This window comes from Nocardioides furvisabuli, assembly GCF_021083185.1.
Taxonomy (GTDB): domain Bacteria; phylum Actinomycetota; class Actinomycetes; order Propionibacteriales; family Nocardioidaceae; genus Nocardioides; species Nocardioides furvisabuli.
Window position 1 is genome coordinate 243,114 of sequence record NZ_JAIGQB010000002.1, and the last position, 20,526, is coordinate 263,639.

Consider the following 20,526-nt stretch of genomic DNA (forward strand, 5'->3'; position numbering starts at 1 on the left):
TGTGCGCGTGAAGCACACCCGAGGTCGCGTCGTCGACGTGACCACCCTCGACGACCTCGACCGCCGGCTCGCGGGCGGCGCACGCGCGCTCGCGGGCTGGCGGCTGGTCCGGCTCGACCTCACCGACCGGGCCGACGCCCTGCTCGACCGCTCGGTCCAGGAGGCGCTCTTCCTCGGCTGCACCTTCGCCGACGGGGACGCCGAGGCCGTCCGGCGCGCCGGCGGCGTGGTGCTGCCCACCATCCCCGACGCCCCGGTCGACCCCTACCGCGCGTCGCTCTACGCACCGCGCGAGCTCTACGACACCCCGCGGTACCGCGACTCCCTCGACGCGAGGGCGTACGCCTGGTCGCAGGGCCACACCGGGATCGACGACCAGCTCGCGATGGACCTGCACGACCACTCCGTCGACGTGGCACTCGCCGGCTGGCTCCGCGGGCGGTCGGTGGTCGGCGTGATGGGCGGGCACTCCCTCGAGCGCGGGAGCGAGCAGTACGCCGCCGCGGCCCACCTCGGCCACGGCCTCGGCGCGGCGCTGACGGTCGCGACGGGCGGCGGGCCGGGAGCGATGGAGGCCGCCAACCTCGGCGCCTTCCTCGCCGACGAGCCGACCGCGGCCGTCGACGACGCGCTGGCACGCCTGGCGACAGTGCCGTCGTTCCACCACTCCATCGGCGCCTGGGCGCGCACCGCGTTCGAGGTCCTCGACGCCCACCCGGGCCACGAGTCCCTCGGCGTGCCGACCTGGCACTACGGCCACGAGCCGCCCAACCCGTTCGCCACCGCGATCGCGAAGTACTTCCGCAACGCCACCCGCGAGGCGATCCTGCTCGAGGTGTGCGACGCCGGAATCGTCTTCCTGCCCGGCGCGGCCGGCACCGTCCAGGAGGTCTTCCAGGACGCGTGCGAGAACTACTACGGCGACCCCGCGACCATCGCGCCGATGGTGCTGGTGGGTGTGCGCCACTGGACCGAGGACGTGCCCGCGTGGCCGCTGCTGCAGGCCCTCGCGCGCGGTCGGGCCATGGAGCCGCACATCCACCTCGTCGACAGCCTCGAGGAGGCCGTCGCGACGATCCGGCTCAGCCGGCGCGACGACGGCTCGCAGCTGGGGCGCTGACCTCGCGGTAGTGGCCCAGCAGGAGGTCGTTGACCGCCTGCCAGGTGCGACCCTGCACGCTGCGACGGGCAGCGAGCGACATCCGGCGACGCAGCACCGGGCGGGTCACGAGTCGCTCGACGTGGGCCATCAGCTCGCCGGCGTCACCCGGCTCGTAGAGGAAGCCCGCGACGGTGTCGTCCACGACGTCGACCGGTCCCCCGGCCCGGGGCGCCACGACCGGCACGCCGCTGGCGAGTGCCTCCTGCGCGGACTGGCAGTAGGTCTCGTGACGCCCCGTGTGCACGAAGACGTCGAGGGTGGCGTACGCCCGGGCGAGCTCGTCGCCGTGCAGCAGCCCGAGGAACGCGGCCCGGGGCAGCAGGTGGCGCAGGCGAGCCTCCTCGGGACCGCCGCCGACCAGCACCAGGCGCACTCCGGGCAGCCGGTCGACGTGCGCGAGCAGCTCCAGCTCCTTCTCGGCCGCCAGCCGTCCGACGTAGCCGACCAGCACCTCGCCGTCCGGGGCGAGCTCGGCGTGCAACGCCTCGTCCCGCTTGCCGGGCTCGAAGAGCTCCTGGTCCACGCCCCGGGGCCAGCGGGCCAGGTCGGGGACGCCGAGCCGGCGGAGCTGGTCGATGCTCGCGGTCGACGGCGCGAGGGTGCGATCGACGCCCAGGTGGATGCGTCGGGTGAGCGACTCCATCGCGCGAGCGCCGCCCGGGACGGTGTATCGGTCCGCGAAGCCGACGAGATCGGTCTGGTAGATCGCGACGGTCGGGATGCCGAGCGAGCGGGCGGCGCGCACCGCCTGGTAGCCGAGCGTCGCCGGTGAGGCGACGTGCACCACGTCGGGGCGGAACCGCTCCATGACCGCTCGGAGCCGGCGCCGCGTCTCCAGACCGATGCGGAAGTCGGCGTAGAACGGCAGGCTCGCCCCGCGCGCGTGCGTGACCGGGAAGCCGGCGTACGTCTCCGGGCCGGTCGGCGCGACCAGCTCGGCCTCGTGGCCCTCGGCCGCGAGGTGCTCCAGCACACGGCGCACGGAGTTGGTGACGCCGTTGACCTGGGGCAGGAACGACTCGCTCACCACCAGGACCCGCAGGCGCGGCTCCCGGGTCGGCGGGAGGGAGGGAGCAGGGAGGTGGATCGGGGCGGTGCGGCTGCGACGCCGCCTCTCGAGCAGGTCCATGCCGCGGACGCTAGGGAGCGCGACGCAACGCACGCACCGTCCCGAGGGGACGACACGTGAACGCTCCGCGACGCGGCGGTGCGCCCGGGCTACTCCTTGGCGGCCAGCTGGCCGCAGGCTCCGTCGATCTCGCGCCCGCGGGTGTCGCGGACGGTGGTCGAGATGCCCTTGGCCTCGAGCCGCCGCACGAACTCGCGCTCGTCGGCGGGGTCGGAGGCGGTCCACTTCGAACCCTCGACGGGGTTGAGCGGGATCAGGTTGACGTGCACCCAGCCCCAGTCGCCGTAGGAGTTGAGCACGTCGCCCAGCAGGTCGGCGCGCCACGCCTGGTCGTTGATGCCGCGCATCATGGCGTACTCGATCGAGACCCGGCGCTTGGTGACGCGGGCGTAGTCCCAGGCCGCCTCGACGGTCTCTGCGACCGAGAAGCGGGTGTTGATCGGCACCAGCTCGTTGCGCAGCTCGTCGTCGGGCGCGTGGAGGCTCAGCGCGAGCGTGACCGGGATGCCCTCCTCGGTCAGCTGGCGGATGCGCGGGACCAGGCCGACGGTGGAGACGGTGATGCCGCGTGCGCTCATGCCGAGCCCGGCGGGAGCGGGGTCGGTGAGGCGGCGTACGGCGCCGATGACGGCCTTGTAGTTGGCCAACGGCTCGCCCATGCCCATGAAGACGACGTTGGAGACGCGGCCCGGACCGCCGGGGACCTCGCCGCGGGCCATGGTGCGCGCACCGGCGACGACCTGCTCGACGATCTCGGCGGTCGACATGTTGCGCTGGAGCCCGCCCATGCCGGTCGCGCAGAAGGGGCACGCCATGCCGCAGCCGGCCTGGCTCGAGACGCAGACGGTGGCGCGATCGGGGTAGCGCATCAGCACGGACTCGACGAGCGCGCCGTCGAAGAGCTTCCACAGCGTCTTGCGCGTGGTGCCCTTGTCGGCCTCCATCGTGCGCAGCGGCGTCATCAGGTCCGGCAGGAGCGCGGACACGAGGTCGTCGCGCTGACCCGCCGGCAGGTCGGTCATCTGCTCGGGGTCGTCGACGAGGCGCCCGAAGTAGTGGGTGGAGAGCTGCTTGGCGCGGAAGCCCGGCAGGCCCATCTCCTCGAGGAGCGCCTTGCGGCCCGGCTCGTCGAGGTCGGCGAGGTGCCGCGGCGGCTTCTTGCGTCCGCGGGGCTCGTCGAAGACGAGCGGCAGCGTCTTGATCGGCTCGGGGGCCGCGTGGGGAGTGGAGTCGGACATCGGGTCGATCCTCCCATCCCGGGCCACGGCCGGTCGATTCAGCGGCTCAGGCGTCGACCATGAAGTAGAGCACCAACGACGCGACGCCGAGGACCACGAGCGCGGTCACGACCATCCCGACGAACATGAACTGCGCGAAGCGGCGCGTCTTGCGCTTGACCAGCATCGCGATCGGCAGCGCCAGCGCGAGCAGCACGAAGGGGAAGAGCTTCTCAGCCGTCTCGTAGTCGAGCAGCAGTCGCAGCAGGCCGGCGAACGCGCCGGGCAGGGCGGTGACGAAGAGCATGCCCGCGAAGAAGCCGGTGATGCCGGCGAAGGTCGGGTGGCTGTGGTGCCACCAGCCGAGCCGCTCACCCTGCTCCGCCTCTGACTCCAGGGCCTGTTCGCTCTCCACAGGACCAGCCTAGGTGCTCAGGTGCGTCGAGCCCGACGGGGCACGCGGTGACCGGCGCCGTCGCCCGTGGGATCAGGTCGAGGTGGTCCCACTCCGCGGCGGGGACGCCGGGCACGATGGCGGGCGTCCGTGGCGGACGAGGTGGATCGTCGACGCAGGCCTCTAGAAGACGAGGTAGTAGAGGACCAGCCAGATCGGCGCGACCGTCGCGAGGAGCGAGTCGAGGCGGTCCATCAACCCGCCGTGGCCCGGGATGACCTGGCTCATGTCCTTGATGCCGAGGTCGCGCTTGATGACCGACTCGCAGAGGTCGCCGAGGGTGGCCATCACTGCGGCGATGACACCGAGCAGCACGCCGACCCACCACTCACCCCCGAGGAAGGAGGCGACCAGCCAGACACCGACGGCGATCGTCGCGACGATCGAGCCGGCGAAGCCCTCCCACGACTTCTTCGGCGAGATGACCGGCGCCATCGGGTGCTTGCCGAACAGCACGCCGGCGACGTAGCCACCGGTGTCCGAGGCGACCGTGATCGCGATGAAGACGATGATCGCGCGCACCCCGTTGTCGTCGGTGTCGAGGCCGAACGCCGGGTTGTGGCCGCCCTCGGAGAGCAGCAGGGCGACGAACGAGCCGAGGAACGGCACGTAGACGAGCGTGAAGACCGCCGCAGTGGCGTTCTTGACGTAGCCGTCGACGCCGCGCCGCAGCAGCCACAGCATGATCACCAGCGCCGTCACCGCGGTCGCGGTCACCAGCGCAGGCGCGCCCCAGAAGTAGGCCACGACCACCATGACGACGCCGCCGAGCATCAACGGCTGCTCGGGGATGTCGATGTCCTTGGCCCCGAGACCCTTGTGCAGCTCCCAGATCGCCACGACCACGGCCGCCGCCACGATCGCCATGAAGGCGGTCTTCCAGAACAGCAGCGACAGCAGGATCGCCCCGACCAGGACCACGGCGGAGCCGACGGCGGTCGGAAGGTCGCGGCCGGCACGGCCGTGGTCCTTCTTGATCGCCTCGGACGGCGGCTGGGGTTCGCCCGAGGCGGACGGGTCGGAGGTGGTCATGGGTGGATGCTCAGACCTCGAGCAGCTCGGCTTCCTTGTGCTTGAGCAGGTCGTCGATCTTGTCGGTGTGGGTCTTGGTCATCGCGTCGAGGCGCTTCTCCGCACCCGTGACGTCGTCCTTGCCGACCTCGCCGTCCTTCTCGAGCTTCTCCAGGGCCTGCTTGGCCGTGCGGCGGATGTTGCGCACCGACACCCGGCCGTCCTCGGCCTTGCCCTTGGCGAGCTTGATGTACTCCTTGCGCCGCTCCTCGGTGAGCTCGGGGAACACGCAGCGGAGCACCTTGCCGTCGTTGGCGGGGTTGACGCCGAGGTCGGAGTCGCGGATCGCCCGCTCGACCGCCGGCATCGCGCCCTGGTCGAAGACCTGGATCAAGATCGTGCGCGCGTCCTGCGAGGTGAAGCTCGCGAGCTGCTGCAGCGGGGTCTGGGTGCCGTAGTAGTCGGCCGTGATCTTCGCGAACATCGCGGGGTTCGCGCGACCGGCGCGGATCGTGGCGAACTCCTCACGGGTCGCCTCGACGGACTTGCCCATCTTGGCGTCGGCATCGTTCATGACGTCGTTGATCACAGCGGCTCTCTCTCCTCGTACGTCTGGGTGCGGGTGCGGCGCGGCCGGGGTCAGGCCGAGGTCACCAGCGTGCCGATCTTCTCACCCCGCACGGCGCGCACGATCGTGCCCGGCGTGGAGAGGTTGAAGAAGACCATGTCCATCTTGTTGTCGCGCGCCATCGCGATGCCGGTGGCATCGGCGACCTTGAGGTCGCGGGCGAGGTACTCGTCGTAGGTCAGGGTGTCGAACTTGACCGCTGCCGGGTTGGTCTTCGGGTCGGAGTCGTAGACCCCGTCGACCCCCTGCTTGCCCATCAGGATGACCTCGCAGCGCGTCTCGAGAGCACGCTGGGCGGCGACAGTGTCGGTGGAGAAGAACGGCATGCCGGCGCCGGCACCGAAGATCACCACGCGTCCCTTCTCCATGTGGCGGATCGCGCGGCGCGGGATGTAGGGCTCGGCGACCTGGCCCATCGTGATCGCGGTCTGCACGCGGGTCTCGACGCCGTGCTTCTCGACGAAGTCCTGGAGCGCGAGGCAGTTCATGACCGTGCCGAGCATGCCCATGTAGTCGGCGCGGGCACGCTCCATGCCGCGCTGCTGCAGCTCCGCGCCGCGGAAGAAGTTGCCTCCGCCCACGACGATGGCGATCTGCACGCCTGACTTGGCGACCTCGGCGACCTCGGCGGCCAGTGCGTTGATGACGTCGAGGTCGAGTCCGACCTCACCGCCGCCGAACACTTCACCGGAGAGCTTGAGGAGGACTCGGTTGTAGGCCGTCACTGGGTTCCCTTCGCACACACACGCGGTCGGCGAGAAACCTACCGGCCGCGGACCTCGCCGGTCGAACCCACACACCCCGAGGTGTGACGGCAGATGCCGCAGGGGCCCGTACGCCAGGCGTACGGGCCCCTGTCGGGTGCTGGGGTGCTGCGGGTCAGGCGCCGACCTCGAAGCGGGCGAACCGCTTCACGGTGGTGCCGGCCGCGTCGAGGACGGCCTTGACCGACTTCTTCGACTCGGTGACCGACTCCTGCTCGAGCAGGACGATCTCCTTGAAGAACCCACCGAGGCGACCCTCGACGATCTTCGCGATCGCCTGCTCGGGCTTGCCCTCCTCGCGGGTCTTCTGCTCGGCGATCGAGCGCTCGGACTCGACGACGTCGGCGGGGACCTCGTCGCGGGTGAGGTACTGGGCCTTCATCGCGGCGATCTGCATCGCGGCGGCGCGGGCGGCGGCCTCGTCACCCTCGAACTCGACGAGCACGCCGACGGCGGGCGGCAGGTCGGCGGCACGCTTGTGCATGTAGGTGACGGTGGTGCCCTCGAAGTAGGCGACCTCGCCCAGCTCGATCTTCTCGCCGATGGTGATGGCCAGGTCCTCGACGACCTCGCCGACGGTCTTGCCGTCGAGGTCGGCGGCCTTCAGCGCCGCGGTGTCGGCGGCCTTGACCTCGTTGGCGACCTCGGCGATCTGCTGCGCCTTGGCGATGAAGTCCTCGTTCTTGGCGACGAAGTCGGTCTCGCTCTTGAGCTCGACCAGCGCGTTGCCGGCGGTGGCGACGAGGCCGGCGGCGGTCTCGCGCTCGGCGCCGCGGGCGGCGGCCTTGGCAGCACCCTTGACGCGGAGCAGCTCGACGGCCTTGTCGAAGTCACCGTCGGACTCGGTCAGCGCCTTCTTGCAGTCCATCATCCCGGCCTGGGTCAGCTCACGGAGCTTCTTGACGTCAGCAGCGGTGAAGTTGGCCATGGTCCCTCTTCCTTGTGTCAGGGGCCCGGCTCCGGGATCGGGATCAGATCGGGGCGGAGTGCGGGCGGTGGGTGGAACGAGCAGCACGGGGGCCGGTCGCGGGCAGGACCCGCGACCGGCCGACCGCGATCAGTCCTTCTTGTCGGCCTCGGCCTCGGCGGGGGCCTCGGTCGCAGCCTCGGCCTCGGCGGGCGCCTCGGTCGCAGCGTCGGTCGCGGCGGGCGCCTCGGTCGCGGCGTCGGCGGCAGCCTCGGCCGCGGGGGCCTCGGAGGACGCGCCGGTGGCCTCGGAGGCCGGGGTCTCGGCGGTGGCGTCCCCGGTCGCGGCCGCAGCCGTCTTCTCGGCGTCACCCTCGAGCAGCTCGCGCTCCCACTCGGCGAGGGGCTCCTCGGCACCGACGGTCGCGGCGTCGCCACCCTTCGCGCCCGAACGGGCGATGAGGCCCTCGGCCACGGCGTCGGCGACCACGCGCGTCAGCAGGCCCACCGCGCGGATGGCGTCGTCGTTGCCCGGGATCGGGAAGTCGACGAGGTCGGGGTCGCAGTTGGAGTCGAGGATGCCGATGATCGGGATCCGCAGCTTGCGCGCCTCCTCGACGGCGAGGTGCTCCTTGTTGGTGTCGACGATCCACACCGCGGAGGGGACCTTCGTCATCTCGCGGATGCCACCGAGGGTCTTCTCGAGCTTGGTGTGCTCCCGCTTCATCTGCAGGAGCTCCTTCTTCGTGCGACCCGAGCCGGCCACCGTCTCGAAGTCGACGTCGTCGAGCTCCTTGAGGCGGTTGATCCGCTGGTGCACGGTCTGGAAGTTGGTCAGCATGCCGCCGAGCCAGCGCTGGTTGACGTAGGGCATGCCGACGCGGGTGGCCTGCTCGGCGATGGCCTCCTGGGCCTGCTTCTTGGTGCCGACGAACATCACGACGCCGCCGCGGGCGACCGTCTCCTTGACGAAGGCGTAGGAGCGGTCGATGTAGGCGAGCGACTGCTGCAGGTCGATGATGTAGATGCCGTTGCGCTCGGTCATGATGAAGCGCTTCATCTTGGGGTTCCAGCGACGGGTCTGGTGACCGAAGTGGACGCCGCTCTCGAGCAGCTGGCGCATGGTGACGACTGCCATGGGTTCTCCTGTGGTGACGGAGGCGCTCGCCGTTGTGCCCGACCTTGACGCAGGTGCGGACCGGGAGCGTGACTCCTGTTGGTTTCAGTTGCTGCACCCGACGGGTGCCGGGTGCCCTGACGTCCACACGCCGGTCCGACCCGCGCCCGCTCCGATGGACCTGGAGCTGGCGCGGAACTGAGGGCCGACGCCCACGGGTGACTCGGGACCAGGGATGCATCCCGACGTGGCCGGTGAACGTGCGAAGTCAGTCCATGAGGACTGCTCCGGACATCGTAGGCCACGGATTCGGCACGCGGCGAATCCGCTGCGGGCGTCCTGGCGTGGGCGTGGGCCACGCGTGGATCCGGGGCCACGGATCGCCCACAGCCCTGGTCCCGGGACGCTCGTCCACAGGCGCCGCCCGGGACGCTGCCGCCCGGGGCCCGAGCGCGCCAGCATGGCCGGATGCGATCCGTCGTCGGTGCCCTCCTTCTTGCCGTCCTCCTCGACCCCACCGGCCTCCCCAGCCCCTCGGGCCTCTCCCCCGCCGCGGCTGCTCCCGAGGAGCCGGTCGGGGTCTGGCCCCTGGATCCGGAGCCGGAGGTGGTGCAGGGCTTCTCGCAGCCCCCGCACCCGTACGCCCCGGGCCATCGCGGGGTGGACCTGGCCGGCCGTCCCGGCCAACCCGTGCGCGCAGCCCTCGCCGGCACGGTGGGCTTCGCGGGTTCTATCGCGGGCAAGCCGGTCGTGACCGTGCTGCACGGAGGTCGGCGTACGACCTACGAACCGGTCGCCGCGTCGGTCTCGCGCGGCGACGAGGTGGCGGCCGGTGACGTGCTCGGGCGCCTCGTGGTGACCGACAGCCACTGCTTCCCCGGTGCGTGCCTTCACTGGGGACTGATCGAGGGCACGGGCGCCGGGGAGCAGTACGCCGACCCCCTGACGCTCGTCGGCGGCGGCCCAGTGCGCCTGCTGCCGCTGTGGCGCGAGGAGCCGGCCTCCGTGCGGACCCCGTGGGCTGCCCCGCTGGGGCGCTGGAGGCGTCCGCTGGACTTCCTGGTCTGAGGGAGACCCGCGCCCTGCAGCGGACCTCAGGCGCGCGGGTGCGCCTGCTGGTAGGCCTTGCGGAGCCGGTCGGTGGTGACGTGGGTGTAGAGCTGCGTGGTGGCGAGGGACGCATGGCCCAGCAGCTCCTGCACCGAGCGCAGGTCCGCCCCGCCCTCGAGGAGGTGGGTGGCAGCGGTGTGTCGAAGACCGTGCGGTCCGATGTCCGGGGCGCCCGGCACGTCGGCGATGCGGCGGTGCACCAGGTCGCGGACCGCGCGCTGGTCGATGCGCCGTCCCCGCACGCCGAGGAACAGCGCCGGCCCCGAGCCCTCGACCCGCAGCGCGGGACGGCCGGTGGCGAGCCAGTGCTCCACCGCCCGGCCCGCAGGGACGCCGTAGGGGACGGCGCGCTCCTTGCGGCCCTTGCCGAGGACCCGCACGACCCGCCGCTCGGCGTCGACGTCGTCGATGTCGAGGCCGACGAGCTCGCCCACCCTGATCCCGGTGGCGTAGAGCAGCTCCACCATCGCCACGTCGCGCAGGCCTACCGGGGTGCCGTCGTCGGCCAGGTCGGCGACCGAGCGGATGAGCGCCTCGGCCTCGTCGGCGCGCAGCACCGGTGGCAGCGTCTTGTGCTTCTTGGGCGACCCCAGCGCGGCGCCCGGGTCGGCTGGCACCCGGCCGGTGCGGTGCAGCCAGGCGGTGAAGACACGGGCGGCCGTGGCTCGCCGCGCGATCGTCGTGCGGCTTCGCCCCACGGTCTGCAGGCGCGCCAGCCAGCTGCGCAGCGCGCGGAGGTCCAGGTCGGCGACGTCGTCGATCCCGAGGCGCCCGCAGTGGTCGAGCAGGCCGGAGACGTCGCCGAGGTAGGCCCGCACCGTGTGCGGGGCCAGGTCGCGCTCGGAGACGAGGTGGCGCTCATAGTCGCCCAGGAGCCGGACGAACGGCTCCGGCAGTCCTTCGGGCTCCGCCTGCTCCGCTGCCCGGTCCTCGTCCACGCTCCGATCCTAGGTGCGGCGCGCCTCCTCATCCGGCACCTGCGAGTCGCCACCCACCTTCGACGGCGCACACGAACCCCGCCTCCTCGAGGCGACGCAGCGTCGGGTCGGCGTCGCGGACGTGGACGTCGCTCAGGCGGGCGATCGAGTCGACCTCGGCGGGCCTGCTGACGGGCACCCACTCCAGCACCCGCCGCTCGACCGACGTCAGCCGGTCGCGCGGGCGCTCGGGCCCGCGCGGGTCGACCACGAGGTGCTCGCCGGACCCGCCCACCACCTCGAGCACCTCCGAGCCGTGCGTGACCAGCGTGGCGGTGCCGCGCCGGAACCAGTGGTGCACACCCTGGGAGGTGTAGCTCGTGACGGGTCCGGGCACGCACATCACGTGGCGGCTGAGCCCCTCGGCCCATGCGACGGTGTTGAGGGCGCCGCTGCGCAGCGCGGCCTCGACCAGGACGGTCCCCCGGGTGAGAGCCGCGATGAGCCGGTTGCGGGCCAGGAAGCGGATCCGGGTGGGTGCCGACCCGGGCGGCTGCTCCGAGACCACCGCGAACTCGGCGGCGAGGTGGGTCAGCAGGCGGCGGTTCTGCTCGGGGTAGACCCGGTCGACGCCGCAGGCCAGCACAGCGACGGAGGCCCCTCCGGCGAGCAGAGCGGCGTCGTGGGCGACGAAGTCGATGCCCTTGGCCCCGCCCGAGACCACGGGCACCCCGGCGCCCGCGAGGTGGCCGGCGACACCGCGGGTCACCTCGGCGCCGTAGGTGGACGCGGAGCGCGACCCCACCACGGCGACCGAGCCGGCGAGCGCGGTGAGGGGCATCGGTCCCCTGACCCAGATCCCCGGTGGGGTGCCGCCGAGCTCTTGGACCTCGGTGCCGTGGTCGAGGTCGTCGAGCCCGACCGGCCACTCCGCGTCGCCGGGGACCAGGAAGCGGATGCCGCAGCGCGCCGCCTGCTCGAGCTGGCGCACGGGGTCGACGGCCGACAGCCGCTCGGCCAACCCGCTGCCGGGCTTGGGCACCAGCTGGACCTCCAGCGCCCGGCGGGCGCCCAGCTGCCGGACCAGCGACGACGTCGTCCGGTCCCCCGGCTCCACGCCGCAGCTGAGCACCACACGGGCCAGGCGGTCGCTCTCGCTCCCCGGGCTCACGAGGCGGCCGCCGTCACCACACGGGCGGGGAGGGTGCAGGCGGAGCTGCCGGAGCGCAGGGCCAGCGCGAGTGTCGCTTCCGCCACACCCGGGCGCGGCACACCAGCACAGTCGGCCACGGTCCACGCGAGGCGCTGGACCCGGGTGAGACCCCGGCGGGTGAGAGTCCCGGCACTCAGCTGGTCGTCGATGAGTCGCTGGGCGTCAGGCTCCAACGGCCACCTCTCGGTGAGCGCCGGGCCGGGCACGGACGCGTTGACCAGCCAGGCGCAGTCGCGGAACCGCCGGGCCTGGCGCATCCGCGCGCCCTCGACACGGGCCCGGACGTCGGCCGACGACTCCGGCGCAGGCCCGAAGCCCTGGCCCCGCGGCCCCAGCTGGGGACGCACCTCCATCCAGATGTCGACGCGGTCGAGGATCGGCCCGCTGAGCTTGCGTTGGTAGTGGGAGCGCTGGACCTCGGTGCAGTCGCACGCCTGCGGCGCCTGGGCGTGAAAGTTGCCGCACGGGCACGGGTTGGCGGCCAGCACGACGAGGGACCGGGCGGGGTAGGTGGCCGACTCGTCCCCGCGGGCGATGGTCACCTCCCCCGACTCCAGCGGCTGGCGCATCGCCTCGATGACGTCGGTGCGGAAGTGGGGGAACTCGTCGAGGAAGAGCACCCCGTGGTGGGCCAGGCTGACCTGGCCGGGGTGCACCCGTCCCGACCCACCACCCAGGACGCTCGCGGCCGACGCACCGTGGTGGGGGGCGAACCACGGTGGACGACGCAGCAACCCCGCTCCCTGCGGAAGGATGCCGGCCACTGAGTGCAGCGCCGACACCTCGAGCGACTGCTCGGTCGTCAGGTCGGGCAGGATCGTCGGGATCCGCTCGGCGATCGACGTCTTGCCGGTGCCGCGTGGCCCGACCAGCATCAGCGGGTGTCCGCCCGCGGCCGCGACCTCGACGGCGTAGCGGACGTCCTCGAGGCCGTCGAGATCACGCAGGTCGAGGTCGTCGAGGCGGTCCTCGCCGCGCCAGGTGGCCAGCGGGCTGCCCGAGGGCCCGACCACCGGAGGCGCCTGCGGCACCTCGGCACCGCGGAGCACGGCGGAGACCTGGGCGAGCGAGCGCACGCCGAACACCGTCATGCCCGGCACCAGCCCGGCCTCGGCCGCCTGCGGCTCCGGCACGAAGACGCGGGTGATGCCGTGGGAGGCCGCGGCGATGACCATCGGGAGCACCCCCGGCACCGGGCGCAGGCTGCCCGAGACGGAGAGCTCGCCGACGAAGGCCCAGCCCTCGAGGAGGTCGGGCGTGAGCTCCTTGTGGGACTTGTCGGCCGCCATCACCGCGACGGCGATGGCCAGGTCATAGTGGGTGCCGCCCTTGGGCAGGTCGGCCGGCGAGAGCAGGATCGTGACCCGTTTGGTGGCCGGGAACCGGCCGCAGTCGTTGTTGATCGCCATCCGCACCCTGTCGCGGGCCTCGGACAGGCTCTTGTCGACCCGGCCGACCAGCGTCGTGCCGACGACGCCCGGCGAGACGTCGACCTGCACGTCGATCACGTGCCCGTCCGGTCCCTTCAGGGCCAGCGACCGGGCCGTCGCGAAGGCCATCAGCCGATGCCTTCCACGTGCTCGACCTCGACCGGTCGACCCGGCCGCGCCAGGACGCCGACCATGTCGATGCGGACGTCCTCGGGGTGGCAGCCGTGGACCCGGAGCCACCGCGCGGCGAGGCGCCGCAGCCTGGCCACCTTGACCGGCGTGACCGCCTCCAGCGGGTCGCCGTAGTCGGTGGAGGTGCGGGTCTTCACCTCGCAGATCACCAGGACCGCGCCGTCGCGCAGGACGAGGTCGATCTCGCCGGCGTCGCAGCGCCAGTTGCGGTCGACGAGCACCAGGCCCAGGCGCGTCAGGTGACGGGCGGCGATGGTCTCGCCGCGCTCGCCCAGCAGGCGCCGGTGCTCGGCGGCAGGGTCGGGCGCGAAGGGTGAGGCGGCTGCGGTGCGGGCCATCGTGGGTGCCTTCCGGTCGGGCAGATCGGGAAGGCACCAGCACACATCGGCGGGCCGACACCCGTGCGGGGCGCGACCTCGGGGCTGTGGACGACGGCCGCAGACCGTCGCCTGTGGACGGTTGGTGGCCCGCGTCGGCGGTCAGTCCTTGGGCGGGTCGATCTCCTGCGGCGCGAGCTCCTCGACGTTGACGTCCTTGAAGGTCAGCACCTTGACGTTCTTGGCGAAGCGGGCGGGGCGGTACATGTCCCAGACCCAGGCGTCGGTCATCGACACCTCGAAGAAGACGTCGCCGCTCTCCGAACGGGCCTTCACGTCGACCTGGTTGCAGAGGTAGAACCGCCGGTCGGTCTCCACGACGTACTTGAAGATCCCGACGACGTCGCGGTACTCGCGATAGAGGGTGAGCTCCATCTCGGTCTCGTACTTCTCGAGATCCTCGGCGCTCATGCGTCCTCCTCCGTCGTCCCCGGCTCGTCCGGGCCGACACTAGTGGCCGGATCCAGCCCGGGCGCAGCAGCCGGCTCCAGACCCGCCGCGCGGCGTACGTTGACGAAGCGCATGCGGTGCACCGGCGAGGGACCGTGCGCGGCCAGGGCGGCCTCGTGCTCGGCGGTGATGTAGCCCTTGTGGGTCGCGAAGTCGTAGGCCGGCCAGTCGTCGTGCAGCTCCTCCATCAGGCGGTCGCGCGTCACCTTGGCGATCACCGAGGCCGCTGCGATGCAGGCGGCGACGCGGTCGCCCTTCCAGACTGCGAGGCCCGGCACGCCGAGCCCGTCGACCGGGAAGCCGTCGGTGAGGACGTACGCCGGACGGGTGCCGAGTCGGGCGACCGCACGTCGCAGCGCCTCGACGTTGGCGACGTGCATGCCGAGCCGGTCGCACTCCTCGTTGTCGATCACCACGACCGACCACGCCAATGCGCGGCGCACGACCTGGGCGTAGACCTGCTCGCGTGCCGCCTCGGTGAGCAGCTTGCTGTCGGCCAGCCCCGGCACGATGCCGGCCCGGCCGGGCGGCAGCACCACAGCGCCGGCGACCAGCGGTCCGGCGCACGCTCCGCGGCCGGCCTCGTCGACGCCGGCGATCGGCTCGAGTCCCGCGCGGCGCAGTGCCCGCTCGTAGCCGTAGAGCCCGGCGTCGCGGCGTACGGTCACGCCGCCCTGCAGGGAGGGGGGCGGCTGGCTCACGACGGGTCCGGGACGTCCTCGAACGTGTCCGGGCGGGTGTTCCAGCGGAAGCGGTCGGCCGGCCACAGCAGCACGAACACCTTGCCGACCACGAGGTCGACGGGAACGAACTCGTCGCCCGGCACGCACTCGGTCTCGTCGGGGCGGCACATCTTGGCTGAGGAGTCCGCCGACTGGGAGCGGTTGTCGCCCATCACGAAGACGTGGCCCGCGGGGATCGGGCCGACCTCCCAGTCCTCGTTGCACTGGGTCGGCATCGGCCCCGCGCACGAGGCCTCGCCGCGCTTGACGTAGGCGCCCTCGTCGAGGGGCTCGCCGTTGACCAGGAGGCGGCCCTGGTCGTCGCAGCACTCGATGGTGTCGCCGGCGACTCCGATGACGCGCTTCACCAGGTGCCCGCCGGTCGGGTAGAGGCCGATCTTGGCCATCCCCTTCGCGATGGGGTTGGTGGGACCGGCGCTGTCCATCGGAGGGAGCCAGCCGCCCGGGTCCTTGAAGACGACCACCTCGCCGCGCTCGGGCTCACCGCCCCAGTAGGACACCTTCTGGATGAGGATCCGGTCGTTGAGGATGAGGCCGGGCTCCATCGACTCCGAGGGGATGTAGAAGGCCTGGACGAAGAAGGTCTTGATGACCACCGCCAGCACGAGCGCCACGCTCAGCAGCAGCACGGTCTCCTGCCACAGGGGCAGCTGCTTGCGCTTCGGCCTGCCCGAGCGGGTCACCCCAGAACGCGACGACCGCGGTTCCTCGTCGGTGGAGATCGACGTGGAACCGCGGTCGTCTGAAGTCACTCGCAGAGACTAACCAGTCACTGGGCGAAGCCACGCGTCAGGCGCGCAGCCCACCGGCTCACGCCTCGCGGCGCTCCTTGATCTTGGCAGCCTTGCCGCGCAGGTTGCGCAGGTAGTAGAGCTTGGCGCGACGCACGTCACCGCGGGTCACGACCTCGATCTTCTCGAAGATCGGGGAGTTCAGCGGGAAGGTGCGCTCGACGCCGACGCCGAAGGAGACCTTGCGGACGGTGAAGGTGCGCCCGACGCCCGAGCCGTGGATGCGGATGACGACGCCCTGGAACACCTGGACACGCGAGCGGCTGCCCTCGATGACCTTGACGTGGACCTTGATGTTGTCGCCGGCGCGGAAGGCCGGGACGTCGTCACGCTTGAGGGAGTTGCCGAGTTCGGCGATGACATTGGTCATGACGTGCTCCTCGCGAGTGCCACAGGTCAACCGCGGAATCTTCAGTGGGGTGGATTCGGCTGGTGCTCGAGTGGCCGGCCGGCGCGCCCCCTGTGGCAGGTGCGGTTCGACGGGACCCCGGGGCGGTGCATCTGGGATGCGTCCGGGCGACCCTGGCCTCGAGCGGACCAGTGCAGAAGTCTGCCAGAGCGTGCGGTCAGCGTGAAATCCGCTGACCGGCCCTCTTGGTGAGCACGACGGCGCCGGGCGGGGCCTGGCGGTCGGGACGGAGCCGGAAGCCGGCCTTCCTGTACATCCGCAGGTTGTCCACCGACTCGGCGCCCGTGAAGAGCACGAAGGTCCGCGCCTCGCGCGGCGCAAGGTCCTCGACCAGCTCCAGCAACGCGCGGCCCAGTCCGCGCCCCTGGAGGTCCGGGGCGACCATGATGCGGCCGATGTCCCACTCGCCGTGGGCGTCGAGGCGGCCGCGGACCGCGCCGACCAGCCGTCCCGATGCCGGGTCGCGCGCGACCATCACGGTCCACTCCCCCAGCCAGCGGCGTACGTCGTCGAGCGACTCGATGAGCGCCGGGATCTCCACGCCGGGGTTGGCGATGAGCTCCTGGAGCCAGCAGGCCCGCTGGAGGGTGTAGAGCTCACCGGCGTCGGCGAGGACCGCGAGGCGTACGTCGAGGTCGTCGAGGCTGCGGACCGTGCCGGTTGACGGCAGCAGGTCGGGACGGCGCTCGGCGGTGCGGCGCTCGGCCTGCTCGCGGCGCCAGACCGCGATGCGGCCGTGGTCGCCGGACAGGAGCACGTCGGGCACCTCGCGGCCCTGCCACGACGCGGGCTTGGTGTAGACGGGGTACTCCAGCAGGCCGTCGGCGTGGGACTCCTCGACGAGGGACTCCGCATTGCCCATGAACCCCGGGACGAGGCGTACGACCGCCTCGGTGATCGCCAGGGCAGCGACCTCGCCGCCGTTGAGGACGTAGTCGCCCAGCGACACCTCCCGCACCGTGCCGAGGGTGGCGGCGTGCTCGATGACGCGCTGGTCGATGCCCTCGTAGCGCCCGCAGGCGAACACGAGGTGCTCGTGGGTGCTGAGCTCGTGGGCGAGCTGCTGGGTGAAGGGCTCGCCGCTGGGGGTGGTGAAGATGATCGTGGCGCCGCGCGCGACGTCGTCGAGCGCCCGGCCCCAGGGCTCGGGCTTCATGACCATCCCGGCCCCGCCGCCGTACGGTGTGTCGTCGACGGTGTGGTGGCGGTCGGTCGTCCACTGCCGCAGGTCGTGCACCGCGACGTCGAGCAGTCCCTTGGCGCGCGCCTTGCCCGGCAGGCTGAGCCCGAGGGGGGCGAGGTAGTCGGGGAAGATCGTGACGACGTCGATCTTCACGGTGCGGCGTCCTGCCCGTCGCTGTCGTCGGGGAACGGCGTCACCAGCCCGGGCCGGTCGGCGACGACGATCCGGCCGGCGTCGAGGTCGACCTCCGGCACGAGCGCGGAGACGAAGGGCACGAGCGTGTCGCGCCCGTCGGGGGTGCGCACGGTCAGCAAGTCCTGCGCGGACCCGTGCACGAGGGCCTTCACCTGTCCCAGCAACGTCCCGTCGAGGTCGACGACTTCGAGGCCCACCAGCTGGTGGTCGTAGTACTCGTCGGGGTCCTCGGGCATGTCGTCGGGCCCGATGGTGGCGTGGAGGACCGTGCCGCGCAGGGCCTCGGCCGCGTTGCGGTCGGCGAGCTCCTCGAAGGTGACGAGAAGGGTGCTCTGGTGCCAGCGGGCCCGCGCGACGGTGAGGCTCGCCGGCCGCCGGTCGGCGCCGGCCGGGGCCTCGGCGCGCAGCGTCGTACCGGGGGCGAAGCGGCGCTCGGGCTCGTCGGTGCGGACGTCGAGGGTGACCTCGCCGCGGATGCCGTGGGGCTTGCCGATCCGGCCGACCACGACCTCGATCTCGCCGGGCTGCTTGTCGCTCACGTGGCGAGGCTATCGCTCTCGTCGGGATCCCCGGCCACCCGGGGAACCTCGAGCCTCACCCCCGAACCTTCGCACCGGAACCTCCAGTTTCCCCGGGTGCCCGGGGACCGCGACCAGACCCCGGGCCGACAGGAAATGCACGTCGGGCGCCACCCCGGCTGGGGTGGCGCCCGACGATCAGTGCGTGCGTACGTCGCTCAGCGGCGGCGGTCGGTGTCGACGAAGTCGACCCGGGCCCCGCCACGGCCCGCGAGGGCCGAGACGACGGTGCGGAAGGCAGTGGCGGTGCGGCCGTTGCGGCCGATCACCTTGCCGAGGTCGTCGGGGTGCACCCGGACCTCGAGGATCGAGCCACGACGCATCTGCTTGTCGCGGACGACGACGGCGTCGGGGTGGTCGACGATGCCGCGCACCAGGTGCTCGAGAGCCTCGGCCAGCACGTCGCTCACGCCTCGCTCTTGCCGGCGTCCTCGGCGGTCACCGTCTCGGTGGCCTCCGCGGCGTCGGCAGCGCCCTCAGGGGTCTCCGAGGCGGGCACCGCGGCCGGGGCCTCGGGGGTGGCCTCGGCAGCAGCAGGCTCCTCGGTCTTCTTCTCGGCCTTCTTCTTGGAGGTCGTCGCGGCGCCCTTGGGCTCGGCGGCGGCCTCCTTGAGGGCCTCGTTGAAGATGTCGAGCTTGGAGCGCTTGGGCTCCTTCACCTTGAGGGTGCCCTCGGCGCCCGGCAGGCCCTTGAACGTCTGCCAGTCACCGGTGACCTTGAGGATCGCCTCGACGGCCTCGGAGGGCTGTGCGCCCACGCCGAGCCAGTACTGCGCCCGGTCGGAGGTCACCTCGATGAAGGAGGGCTCCTCCTTCGGGTGGTACTTGCCGATCTCCTCGAGCACCCGACCGTCGCGCTTCTTGCGCGAGTCGACGACGACGATGCGGTACTGCGGCACCCGGATCTTGCCCAGGCGCTTCAAACGAATCTTGACGGCCACGTTTGTGGTGTCTCCTCAGGAATTGTCGTGGGTGAGCGACCCTCGCCAGGTGGGGACCGGGTCTGGTCGCTCGATGGGCGCTGCGTCGCACGGATGAGAGGGTCCGGGCGCGCAGGACACGAGGAGAGATTCTGCCAGACGTACGCCGTGGGTCACCAATCGCCCGGCCCCGGGGCCGTTCAGCCCGCGTCGAGGCCGATGAAGGAGCGTACGGCGGCGGCGCCGGTGACCTCGACCGGCACGTCACCGCGGAGGAACGTCTCCGGCGTCAGCACCAGGCCCTGGTTGAGCGCGAGCTCGCCCTCGCGACGCTTGATCCGGCTCACCACGGTCGGCCGGTAGCCCACGTTGCGCGAGACGCCGAGCGAGGCGGGGTTGTCGAGGAAGGCGGCGGAGGTGATCTCCTCGAACCCGAGGTGGTCGAAGAGGAGGGCGCACATCGCGCGGCGCATCGCGGTGCCGAGGCCGCGGCCCTGGAACTCGCGGCCGAGCCACGAGCCTGTCTCACCGGTGCGGGTCACCGGGAAGTGCCTGGCCGCCACACCCTGGCAGCCGATCACCCGGCCCTCGAGGAGGACGGCGAGGTCGAGGCAGAAGTCGTCGGGCGAGAAGGCGGCGCGCTTTCCCCAGTGGTAGGCCGCGGTGTTGCGCGTGAGCTGCCCGGGAGGCGCCGCGGTCCACGGGAAGTAGAACGGCATCTCGCCGGGGTCGTGGATCCCGGCCTCGGCCAGGTCGCACAGCTCGACGATGAGCTCGTCGGTCAGGCCGCGCAGCTCCAGCGGGCCCGCGACCACGCGCAGCCCGATCGGCGGGAACAGGTCAGCGGTGGTCGTCATGGCTCCATCCCACCGGCCGGCCCGGCCGAGGCGCAAACGCATTAGGGGCAGGGGGAGCCATGGCCCGAAATGACCATGGATCCCGACCGATCCTCGAATTGTCTGGACCAGCGCCCTGGGACACGCTCGGGCAGTACTCCATCCCCCAACAACACAGGAGCACTTCGATGAACCGCACCCGGCGTATCACCGCCGCCCTGCTCGCGACGGCCGCCCTGGCCGCCCCGTCCGCCCTGGCCAGCACGGCCGAGGCCCGGCCCGTCAAGCCGGTCAAGACCGTCAAGGCTCAGACCAAGCAGCTGCTCAAGGACATCGCCGGCAAGGACAAGCGCCTGGCGCGCATGGCCACCAGCAACGCCGTCGAGGGCCTCGCGGACGACGCCGAGGCCCAGGTCGTCTCGAACGTGACCGACGCGCGTACGGCCCTGGCCGACCTCGCGACCACGGTCGAGGCCGCGGACAGCACGGTCGACACCCGTGCGGCCCGCAAGGAGCTGCGTTCCTTCCGGGTCGAGAACTTCCGCATCGTCGTCAACGTGGTGAAGAAGGTGGAGGGCCTCGAGGAGGCCGCCGCCGCCGACCCCGAGGCCGTCATGCACCTCACCGCTGCCGAGGCCGCTGCCCTGGAGATCACCGCCACCAGCACCAAGGCCGACATCCGCGCCGTGCGGGCGCACGTCCGGGCGGCGCTGGCCGAGCTCGATGGCGTCACCGCCTGAGTCAGGCCCTTCCTTGGCGCGACGGGCGGTCCATCTCTGGGGGGATGGACCGCCC

Annotated in this window: 24 protein-coding genes; 3 read left to right on the forward strand and 21 right to left on the reverse strand. The window is 72.1% G+C overall.

Annotated features, from left to right (window positions below; genetic code table 11):
- The first annotated feature begins 7 nt into the window (after positions 1 to 7).
- Positions 8 to 1,120, forward strand: coding sequence for an LOG family protein (locus K4G59_RS04345; protein WP_231249575.1), 1,113 nt, complete (start codon positions 8 to 10; stop codon positions 1,118 to 1,120).
- Here K4G59_RS04345 and K4G59_RS04350 read toward each other — a convergent pair.
- The 8 genes from K4G59_RS04350 to rpsB all read right to left on the reverse strand — a co-directional run bounded on the left by K4G59_RS04350 (position 1,083) and on the right by rpsB (position 8,409).
- Positions 1,083 to 2,291 (reverse strand): glycosyltransferase family 4 protein, encoded by a 1,209-nt coding sequence (locus K4G59_RS04350; RefSeq protein ID WP_231249576.1) that lies wholly within the window; start codon positions 2,289 to 2,291, stop codon positions 1,083 to 1,085. The two genes, K4G59_RS04345 and K4G59_RS04350, sit on opposite strands and share 38 nt — an antisense overlap.
- An 89-nt stretch (positions 2,292 to 2,380) precedes the next feature.
- Positions 2,381 to 3,529: a dual-specificity RNA methyltransferase RlmN gene (gene rlmN / locus K4G59_RS04355; protein WP_231249578.1), complete on the reverse strand. Its 1,149-nt coding sequence runs from the start codon at positions 3,527 to 3,529 to the stop codon at positions 2,381 to 2,383.
- 46 nt (positions 3,530 to 3,575) lie between these two features.
- Positions 3,576 to 3,923, reverse strand: coding sequence for a hypothetical protein (locus tag K4G59_RS04360; RefSeq protein ID WP_231249580.1), 348 nt, complete (start codon positions 3,921 to 3,923; stop codon positions 3,576 to 3,578).
- Between the two features lie 162 nt (positions 3,924 to 4,085).
- Entirely contained in the window at positions 4,086 to 4,994 is a 909-nt protein-coding gene (locus K4G59_RS04365; protein WP_231249581.1) for a phosphatidate cytidylyltransferase, read from the reverse strand.
- Positions 4,995 to 5,004: 10 nt separating this feature from the next.
- Positions 5,005 to 5,559 (reverse strand): ribosome recycling factor, encoded by a 555-nt coding sequence (gene frr / locus K4G59_RS04370; RefSeq protein WP_207085562.1) that lies wholly within the window; start codon positions 5,557 to 5,559, stop codon positions 5,005 to 5,007.
- A 53-nt stretch (positions 5,560 to 5,612) separates the two neighbouring features.
- The gene (gene pyrH, locus K4G59_RS04375; RefSeq protein WP_207081977.1) at positions 5,613 to 6,326 is read right to left on the reverse strand and encodes a UMP kinase; all 714 of its coding nucleotides are present in this window, start codon (positions 6,324 to 6,326) and stop codon (positions 5,613 to 5,615) included.
- Positions 6,327 to 6,480: 154 nt separating this feature from the next.
- Positions 6,481 to 7,293, reverse strand: a complete 813-nt coding sequence (gene tsf / locus K4G59_RS04380) for a translation elongation factor Ts (protein WP_231249583.1) — start codon at positions 7,291 to 7,293, stop codon at positions 6,481 to 6,483.
- A 129-nt stretch (positions 7,294 to 7,422) separates the two neighbouring features.
- The gene (rpsB, locus tag K4G59_RS04385; protein WP_231249585.1) at positions 7,423 to 8,409 is read right to left on the reverse strand and encodes a 30S ribosomal protein S2; all 987 of its coding nucleotides are present in this window, start codon (positions 8,407 to 8,409) and stop codon (positions 7,423 to 7,425) included.
- Positions 8,410 to 8,856: 447 nt separating this feature from the next.
- Here rpsB and K4G59_RS04390 point away from each other — a divergent pair, with 447 nt between their 5' ends.
- Positions 8,857 to 9,456, forward strand: a complete 600-nt coding sequence (locus K4G59_RS04390; RefSeq protein WP_231249586.1) for a M23 family metallopeptidase — start codon at positions 8,857 to 8,859, stop codon at positions 9,454 to 9,456.
- Between the two features lie 26 nt (positions 9,457 to 9,482).
- Here K4G59_RS04390 and K4G59_RS04395 read toward each other — a convergent pair whose 3' ends face one another.
- From K4G59_RS04395 to K4G59_RS04455, 13 genes are all read right to left on the reverse strand, one after another.
- Positions 9,483 to 10,436, reverse strand: coding sequence for a tyrosine recombinase XerC (locus K4G59_RS04395; protein WP_231249587.1), 954 nt, complete (start codon positions 10,434 to 10,436; stop codon positions 9,483 to 9,485).
- 28 nt (positions 10,437 to 10,464) lie between these two features.
- Entirely contained in the window at positions 10,465 to 11,586 is a 1,122-nt protein-coding gene (gene dprA / locus K4G59_RS04400; RefSeq protein ID WP_231249589.1) for a DNA-processing protein DprA, read from the reverse strand.
- Positions 11,583 to 13,187 (reverse strand): YifB family Mg chelatase-like AAA ATPase, encoded by a 1,605-nt coding sequence (locus K4G59_RS04405; RefSeq protein WP_231249590.1) that lies wholly within the window; start codon positions 13,185 to 13,187, stop codon positions 11,583 to 11,585. The genes dprA and K4G59_RS04405 overlap by 4 nt, the downstream gene beginning before the upstream one ends.
- Positions 13,187 to 13,588, reverse strand: a complete 402-nt coding sequence (locus tag K4G59_RS04410) for a YraN family protein (RefSeq protein WP_231249592.1) — start codon at positions 13,586 to 13,588, stop codon at positions 13,187 to 13,189. Before K4G59_RS04410 ends, K4G59_RS04405 begins: the two co-directional genes overlap by 1 nt.
- A gap of 141 nt (positions 13,589 to 13,729) precedes the next feature.
- A complete protein-coding gene (locus tag K4G59_RS04415; RefSeq protein WP_207081985.1) occupies positions 13,730 to 14,038 on the reverse strand; it encodes a DUF2469 domain-containing protein in 309 nt (102 codons plus the stop codon).
- Positions 14,035 to 14,745 carry a ribonuclease HII gene (locus K4G59_RS04420; protein WP_231250125.1) on the reverse strand — a complete coding sequence of 237 codons (711 nt, stop codon included), beginning with the start codon at positions 14,743 to 14,745 and terminating at the stop codon, positions 14,035 to 14,037. Before K4G59_RS04420 ends, K4G59_RS04415 begins: the two co-directional genes overlap by 4 nt.
- 29 nt (positions 14,746 to 14,774) lie before the next feature.
- Positions 14,775 to 15,503 (reverse strand): signal peptidase I, encoded by a 729-nt coding sequence (gene lepB, locus K4G59_RS04425; RefSeq protein ID WP_231249593.1) that lies wholly within the window; start codon positions 15,501 to 15,503, stop codon positions 14,775 to 14,777.
- A 127-nt stretch (positions 15,504 to 15,630) separates the two neighbouring features.
- Complete coding sequence (gene rplS / locus K4G59_RS04430; RefSeq protein ID WP_207081987.1) at positions 15,631 to 15,981, reverse strand: 50S ribosomal protein L19; 351 nt, start codon at positions 15,979 to 15,981, stop codon at positions 15,631 to 15,633.
- Positions 15,982 to 16,177: 196 nt separating this feature from the next.
- Complete coding sequence (trmD, locus tag K4G59_RS20375; protein WP_231249594.1) at positions 16,178 to 17,356, reverse strand: tRNA (guanosine(37)-N1)-methyltransferase TrmD; 1,179 nt, start codon at positions 17,354 to 17,356, stop codon at positions 16,178 to 16,180.
- Positions 17,353 to 17,937: a ribosome maturation factor RimM gene (rimM, locus tag K4G59_RS04440; RefSeq protein ID WP_231249595.1), complete on the reverse strand. Its 585-nt coding sequence runs from the start codon at positions 17,935 to 17,937 to the stop codon at positions 17,353 to 17,355. Before rimM ends, trmD begins: the two co-directional genes overlap by 4 nt.
- A 197-nt stretch (positions 17,938 to 18,134) precedes the next feature.
- Positions 18,135 to 18,377, reverse strand: coding sequence for an RNA-binding protein (locus K4G59_RS04445; RefSeq protein WP_231250126.1), 243 nt, complete (start codon positions 18,375 to 18,377; stop codon positions 18,135 to 18,137).
- A gap of 5 nt (positions 18,378 to 18,382) precedes the next feature.
- Entirely contained in the window at positions 18,383 to 18,916 is a 534-nt protein-coding gene (gene rpsP, locus K4G59_RS04450) for a 30S ribosomal protein S16 (protein ID WP_231249597.1), read from the reverse strand.
- A 179-nt stretch (positions 18,917 to 19,095) separates the two neighbouring features.
- Positions 19,096 to 19,752, reverse strand: a complete 657-nt coding sequence (locus tag K4G59_RS04455; RefSeq protein ID WP_231249598.1) for a GNAT family N-acetyltransferase — start codon at positions 19,750 to 19,752, stop codon at positions 19,096 to 19,098.
- Positions 19,753 to 19,919: 167 nt separating this feature from the next.
- Between K4G59_RS04455 and K4G59_RS04460 the strand changes: the two genes are divergently transcribed.
- On the forward strand, positions 19,920 to 20,471 hold the full coding sequence (locus K4G59_RS04460; protein WP_231249599.1) for a hypothetical protein: 552 nt from the start codon (positions 19,920 to 19,922) through the stop codon (positions 20,469 to 20,471).
- The last annotated feature ends 55 nt before the right edge of the window (positions 20,472 to 20,526 follow it).